Below are 7,219 nucleotides of genomic sequence, written 5' to 3'. Positions count from 1 at the left end.
GATTGACAGAAGCGGGCTTTTAGCTTGTTAATTTGGTGACCGATTTTTTTGATTGGTTTTGAAAATGTCATATGTCTCTCTGTAGCTTATTGATGTGAAAATTTCATTATTACAAGAAATCAATAGCCGTGTCAATATGTTATGACATCTGTGGCTAAATTAATTTTCTGAATTCTCAATAAATACAACTCGTTCATAAAGGCCAAGCCTTAAAGTCGTGCCATTAGTGGCGAAGCTCATAATAAGGTGGCGTTGATCCTGGAGGATGATACACCCTATTCTCAGGATGGTACGCTTCAGTTTAGTGATGTGACTGTGGACCCGACTACTGGTTCTGTGACCCTGCGGGCTGTGTTTCCCAACCCGGACGGGGTGCTCTTACCTGGTATGTTTGTTCGGACGATTATTCAGGAAGCAGTCAGGGAAGAGGCTATTCTGGTGCCTCAGCAAGGGGTTTCCCGCACACCTAAGGGTGATCCTTTTGCCCTGGTGGTCAATGGGGAGAGCAAGACCGAGTTTCGTCCCTTGGTTATTGATCGGGCGATTGATGATCAATGGTTGGTGACTAAAGGGTTAGGGCCGGGCGATAAGGTGATTGTTGAAGGGCTGTTGATGTTGCGGCCTGATACGGTGGTGAATGCGAGTCCATTTGAGGAGAAGGGGCAGGGTGGCGAGGATTCGCCGGAGAAAGGTTGAGCTGGGCATTGATCACTCTTCAGATACCTTCAATCTCTCCGGCGAGAGGAAAAAGGTATCCTTGGGTATGGTTCAGCCTATCCGCTGATAGGAAAAAGGTATCCTTGGGTATGGTTCAGCCTATCCGCTGATAGGAAAAAGGTATCTCTGGGTATGGTTCAACGGCACCCGAGGGCCGTAAAACCGCAGTCAGGGGCCGTTGAACCGCCCTTGGTTGCCGTTTTGATGCGAGGAGCGCACCCTACGGAGCCAAACCATAAAAATATAACCTTTTCAGTCAACTCCAAGGAACAAACCAATGAAAGTCGCAAACCCCCTGTACGATGTCGTGTTCAAATACCTGATGCAGGATATGCGGGTTGCCAAATTGGTCATATCCAACATCATTGAACAGGAAATAGAATCCCTTGACTTCGCCTTTACCGAGTTGAATAGAAAACTCCCTGGCGGCGGCCTGACAGTCTTACGGATTGACTTTGCCGCAAAGATACGGGAGCCGGACGGCAGCAGTAAGTTGGTTCTCATTGAGTTGCAGAAGGCCAAATTCCCCACGGATATAACCCGTTTTCGGAAGTATCTGGGGAAACAGTATCTGGAGGAGTCCAATATCCACTTGGATGAAAAAACCGGAAAGAAGAAGGCACTGCCCATTATAAGTATTTACATTCTCGGACATAACCTGCAATACAATGACAGCCCGGTTATCCATGTGAAAAGAGAGTATTACGACCATGCCACCAAGGAGAAACTGACCCGGAAAGAAGAGTTCATAGAAAGTCTCACCCATGACAGTTATATTATCCAAGTGGGGCGGTTGCGGAAAAAACATCGCAATAAGCTGGAAACCCTGCTGAGTATCTTTGATCAGAGCAATGCCAGCAAAGAGAGTAAACATTTTCTTGATGTCCTGGAATCCTCGTTTCCGGATGAATTCAAGGTCGTCATCAGACGGCTGCACAAGGCTTCCGCCAGCAGAGAACTTTGTGAAGATATGAATATGGAAGATGAGATTTTAGAAGAATTAGCGACTCAGGAGCGGCTCATAGCTTACGAAAGGGCAGAAAAAGAGAAAGCGGAAGCGGAAAAAGCCAGGCTTGAAAAGTTACTGCAACAGGCAGGCATCGAATTTTAAGGTTGTTTTCAAAAGTCATCTGAAAATACGGAAAAAAGAAACAGGAGAACAGACATGTCCCGTCAGGAAGTTATCAGCATGGTCAATCAGTTGTCCGAAAGCCAGCTGACAAAGGTGGCTGACTACATTAAACAGTTCTTTGAGAAAACGAAAGAACGGGCAGCAGCCTTGGATGCGGAGCAGGAGGTCATCATTGCCGGAAGTAATCTGCCCTTTGGCAAAACCGCGCCGCATAAGCCCAAAAGGAAGCGCAGATTAGGCATCCTTGCAGGCAGGGTTGAGGTGCCTGATGACATCATGGCGGAAGACGAGGAGATCAACGCCATGTTTTCGGGAGCAGACCCGATTCTGGATGTTATCGGCACAATTGATACTGAACCGTTTGCCGATGATATTGATGACACGCTCTATCCGGATGCGGAACAGAAAAGGCTGCTTGACCTGCTTAACAGCACCATCGACAGCGGCAGAGGGGATTTTACCGAGCAGCATAACGTGATGAAGGGATAATGGAATGTTATTACTGCAAAGGCAGAATGACCAAAGGAACTGCTCCGTTCAGCGCAAACAGGCATGGCTATCATATTGCCTGGGAAAGCAATCCCTGCATGGGTCTGTACGCAATGCGGCGAACCCCTTTTTGAGGAAAATGAAGTCAATCATATCCAACGGGCTTTACGGCAGATTGATCGGGAGACACTGGAGTTGACCAATCAGGCGGCGTGATGCTCAGGAAAGTCGCCAGAACGGAATGCGGTCCCAGTCTTCAGGAAACTTCATGTGGTAATGGATATCAACGGGACAGGTCTTCAGCAGTGTATATAACCCTGTTGACCAACTTGGATTTCTTGTGAAGGAACAGAGAAAGGCATGAATCATTGCCAGATTGGTATACGGAGTATTCAGCGGTATTCCCGCATAGGTATACTTGGCAACATTTCTGGCTTTGGGCGGAAAGGTATGGTTCCAAAATCGGTTATGATGAGCACAGCTATTACGAATTAACGTCAGCGCATGGAGCCATCCGGTGAAGTCGTTGGTGCTGAAGGAGAAAAATTTACTTATTTTTTGCCGGAGCTTGCCTCGACGAAGATATTCATAGACTAGTGACCATGTTCCCATAGGGAGAACCTCAATGATCATCCATGAGGGCGGCAGTTCAGGTTCTGTGTAGACATCATAATAATGTCGGCAGGAAAGATTCCTGTTTCGATAATCATTTTTGCCGGTATGAAATGCTATGTTCTTTTTGAACCCTTCGTAACGAAATGACTCTGAGAAAACCTGTTGATCCAGATACCAATGAGGCCCGTGTGCAGTGCAGAGAGTATTTGAAAGAACAGAGCGGACAGCGACTTCTATGCGTTCCATTGCGTCCATGACATGGTTGCGCAGTTTTCGGTCAAATATGTAGAGGGTAAGAATATCGTCAAAGGTGACGCCCTGTTTGAACGTATCCTTAGAATTTTGAAAAGGAATAAAGTAGGCAGAAAGGCGGTAGTAACCGATACTTTGAATATACCGTTTTGCTCGCTTGGAATCTGCAACAGTCAGTCTGCGCAGCTTCAGTACCTCAATAAGCTGTTCCGGTGTCTTTGCCTGCTTGGTAAATGCGGTCATAGAAATAAAAAAACCTGCTTCCCCTCTTGCGAAATTACCCATCCAAGATGGGGGGAAACAGGTATTATTCAATAATTAACTTTACCACATATGATACACTGAGTAATGCTTGCCGTCAATTATTTTCTGCATCCCATGTGTGCAACATGCTGTACTTCCGGAGAACTCCATGCCCGCTGAACTAATGCTCAACTTCCCTGATCCGACCCAGGTCACTGTCCATCTTCTGGATGAATATGCAGACATGACTTCGGCCTTTGCCTTTGTCAATCCGCTCACGAACAAAGACATGGAGGAGATCCGCTGGTATCTGGAGGAATACGGCACCGGCTATAGGGCCGAACCGGATGATGAACGGGCCGACAGGGTACGGGAGCAGTTGCCCCGCTGGGGAACCGCTCTGTTCGATGCCGTGTTTAAGGCGGATGACAAGGCGTATGAACTCTTCCGTAATTTCCGCGACGAGGAAGAAAAAGGCCGTTTGCTCACCATTGCTGCGGATCATCCGGCAGTGCTGTCGCTGCCTTGGGAGCTGCTTCGTTCATCCGGCGGTGTTTTTTTGTTCGGCGAGACCCCACGCATCTCCATCCGTCAACGTCTGCCCATGGCCGGGCAGGGACGCAGGCCCCATAAGCGCAAGTCCAAGCCGGTGCTGCGTTTGCTCTTCATTGTCAGTCGCCCGGAGGATGCCGGGTTTATCAATCCCCGCACTGATCCGCAGGCGGTGCTGGATGCTCTGGAGCAACAGGAACAGCGGCGGGTGGAGGTGGAATTTCTTCGTCCGGCCACTCTCACGGCACTTCAGGAACGTCTGCGTGATGAGGATCAGCCCGCTGTGGATATCATTCATTTTGATGGGCACGGGGTTTTTGACCGTAGCGGCGGTCTGGGCAAAGAGGCTGCAAAAACGTATATCCCGCAGTATATGAAAGAGCTGCTCCTTGAGGCTGAAAGCAAAGGAGAAACAACAGCGGCACCCAAGCACACCGGCTATCTGCTTTTTGAGGATGATCAGGGCAAGAAGGCGTTGGTGGAAGCCCGTATTCTGGGTGAGCTGTTCCACCGCCAGCGTATCGGCCTGGTCGTGCTGTCCGCCTGTCAGTCTGCGGCAATGGATGCGGAGGATGCCATGAGCAGCGTGGCGGCCTGGCTCACCCATGCCGGGATTCCCGGAGTGCTGGCCATGACGCACAAGGTCTTAGTCGCCACTGCCGGGCTGCTCTTTGCCCGCTTCTACAGCAGCCTGTTCCGAGGCGAGCCGGTGGGCAAGGCTCTGGATGATGCCCGTGCCGCCCTGTATTTCGATCCCAAGCGGGGTGAGCGGCGGCGCAGTGCTGGCGGCAATCAGAGCGTGACCTTGGAGCTGCACGACTGGTTCCTGCCCGCCCTGTATCAGACCGGCCCGAACCGTCCGCTGTTGAGCCGGGAGGACGGGAGCGAAGTTCCGGCACCGGATCGGAAGCATAACCTGCCCAAGATGCAGGAGTCCGGTTTCTTCGGCAGAACCCGCGAACTCTGGCGAATCGAGCGTGCCCTGACCGTTCAGGGAACTCGTCGTTTTTCCGTCACCGGCTTCGGCGGTCAGGGCAAGACCTACCTTGCTCTGGAGGCGGGATATTGGCTGCTGCGGACCGGGTTGTTCCAGCGGGTCTGTTTTGTCAGCTTTGCCGGTTTTCAAGGAATTGATCCGGTGGGCGTGACAATCAGCACCCTGGCGACCGTGCTGGATGAAAGCCTGCCTGATGCGGAGGCTGCTGAGGCAGCTCTGAAACGGATTCCGACGCTGTTGATTCTCGACAACTTGGAAACCCTGGCCGACGGGGCCGGTCTGCCTGAGCTGCTGACTGCGGCGACCCGCTGGTCTGAGGCCGGGGACAGCCGCGTCCTGCTTACCTCCCGCCAGCCGGATTTCAATCATCCTGATTATCGGACTGCGGGCACCTTCGAGCATCAATGCCTGCATCTGAAGGGGTTAGGGGAACAGGATGCCCTGGACTGGTTCGGCGAGCTGATGCGCCTGCCGCCGGAACCGAAATTCGGGATGCCGCAGCGCAGTGCCTTGGTCACCCTGTTTCAGCAGGTGGATTTTCATCCCCTGTCCATCGGTCTGTTGGCGCAGCAGCTCAAGGAACGCCGCCCGGCAGAATTGGGTGAGCGGCTGGAAGCCTTGCTGGAAGAACAGCCTGCTGATCGGGAAGACCGGACTCTGCTGGCCTCGCTGGAACTGTCCATTGAACGACTGCCGGAGCGGTGCCGGGAGTGGCTGCCGAGGTTGGGGGTGTTTGCGGGGGGATGCTTGGAAGCAGCGGTACGGGACATAACCGGCTTTGATGAGGCCCACTGGCAGGAGCTGCGCAACCATCTGCTTCAAGTCGGGCTTATGGAGGCGGAGCAGGTGCCGAATACAGGTAATACCTTCCTCCGTTTCCACCCGACCTTGTCCCCGGCCTTATGGCAGAAACTGAGTAAAGAGGAGCAGGTCGCGCTAATGGAATGCTATTGCCAAGCGTACCACCAGCTTTCCGGGGAGTTGTACCGCCTGGACAACACGAACCCATACGCTGCCCGTCTCCTTGCCCGCCGAGAAATGCTCAACTTGCTTTTTGCCGCACAAAATGCTTTAGATACCAAACATGTCGATGCAGTCACATTTGCTATTGTGGTCAACACGTTCTTAAATTATTTCGGCATGATCAATAAGGCAATTTTGCTTGATCGAAAAGCTGAACAACAGATTGGAGAACGTGGCTCAGATGCTTGGTTCATGGCACAATCCAATCAAGGAGAAAAATTGTTTGCTTCTGGTCAGCCAGAAAAAGCTGCTGAAGTCTTCAATGAGATTTTGCTCACATTAGGAGATGATCCGACATATAATCGGGCTATGATTCTAACGAAACTTGGACGTTGTTCAAGAGCAGCAGGCCATATTTATCTTGCAGAGGCTCAACTTCGTGTTGCGTTTAATGTGACAGACCAATTGAAACAGAACGAGCTGGTTAAAGGGCAACGAGCTTGGGTACATTGTGAACTGGCAGATGTCTTGACAACTCAGGGGCGATTTACCGAAGCCCGTGAGGAATATAAACAAAGCCGTAGATGGTACAAAGAGGTCGGTAATCTGCGAGGGCAGGTCATTGTAAAAATACAAGTTGGCACCTTGTCGTTACAGGAAAAATATATTGCTGAAGCGATACAGTGCTATGAACAGGCATTTGAACTGGCTCAAGACCTCCAGGAACCGGCCCTGAATGCCACCATTCAGCATCAGCTCGGCATAGCATTGCAAGACGATGAACAATGGTATCAAGCTGACGATCATTACAGGCAAGCTGCATACTTGTACGAACAACAGGGAAGTCTGGCCCTTGCAGCTCAAACCTGGAATCAGCTTGCTGTCGTGAATGCTCAAACAGGAAAATTACAAGCAGCCGAAGGATGGTGCCGAAAAGCCATAAAAGGAGGTAAACAGACTGGAGACCTTTTGGCTACCTCGCGAGCTAAAAGTAACCTTGCTGCTATACTGCATGAGCACCCTGACCGTCTTGCAGAAGCCCGCAAGCTTGCAGAAGAAGCTTTAGCTATTGACGAAAAAGTTGACCCTGCGGCAGCAGAGATATGGAAAATCTACACTCTCCTTGCTCAAACAGGCCCCTGACAGCCTTTCTGTAAAATGGACATAAGGCGCAATAACCCGACAGCCCTCAGGTTGGAGGCTCTCTCAGGCTCACGTTAATCAGCTTACCGTTACGTTGTATACCCAGAGCTGTTAAC

Annotated in this window: 6 protein-coding genes; 5 read left to right on the top strand and 1 reads right to left on the bottom strand. The window is 50.9% G+C overall.

Annotated elements, in window-relative coordinates; translation table 11 throughout:
• Positions 1-252 precede the first annotated feature (252 nt).
• From L2082_RS17545 to L2082_RS17530, 4 genes are all read left to right on the top strand, one after another.
• Positions 253-696, top strand: a complete 444-nt coding sequence (locus L2082_RS17545; protein ID WP_446012043.1) for an HlyD family secretion protein — start codon at positions 253-255, stop codon at positions 694-696.
• Positions 697-994: 298 nt separating this feature from the next.
• Positions 995-1,828: a hypothetical protein gene (locus L2082_RS17540; RefSeq protein WP_446012042.1), complete on the top strand. Its 834-nt coding sequence runs from the start codon at positions 995-997 to the stop codon at positions 1,826-1,828.
• A gap of 54 nt (positions 1,829-1,882) precedes the next feature.
• Positions 1,883-2,338 carry a hypothetical protein gene (locus tag L2082_RS17535; protein ID WP_446010546.1) on the top strand — a complete coding sequence of 152 codons (456 nt, stop codon included), beginning with the start codon at positions 1,883-1,885 and terminating at the stop codon, positions 2,336-2,338.
• Positions 2,339-2,401: 63 nt separating this feature from the next.
• Positions 2,402-2,554, top strand: coding sequence for a YgiT-type zinc finger protein (locus L2082_RS17530; protein WP_446010545.1), 153 nt, complete (start codon positions 2,402-2,404; stop codon positions 2,552-2,554).
• 3 nt (positions 2,555-2,557) lie between these two features.
• Here the strand turns inward: L2082_RS17530 and L2082_RS17525 are convergent, their stop codons facing one another.
• On the bottom strand, positions 2,558-3,448 hold the full coding sequence (locus L2082_RS17525; RefSeq protein ID WP_446010544.1) for an Abi family protein: 891 nt from the start codon (positions 3,446-3,448) through the stop codon (positions 2,558-2,560).
• A 169-nt stretch (positions 3,449-3,617) separates the two neighbouring features.
• Between L2082_RS17525 and L2082_RS17520 the strand changes: the two genes are divergently transcribed.
• Positions 3,618-7,103 carry a CHAT domain-containing protein gene (locus L2082_RS17520; protein WP_446010543.1) on the top strand — a complete coding sequence of 1,162 codons (3,486 nt, stop codon included), beginning with the start codon at positions 3,618-3,620 and terminating at the stop codon, positions 7,101-7,103.
• Positions 7,104-7,219 lie beyond the last annotated feature (116 nt).

It is taken from the genome of Candidatus Electrothrix sp. (genome assembly GCF_052785085.1).
The sequence above is the reverse complement of the archived record's forward strand: the minus strand, read 5'-3'. Positions and strand labels throughout refer to the sequence as shown.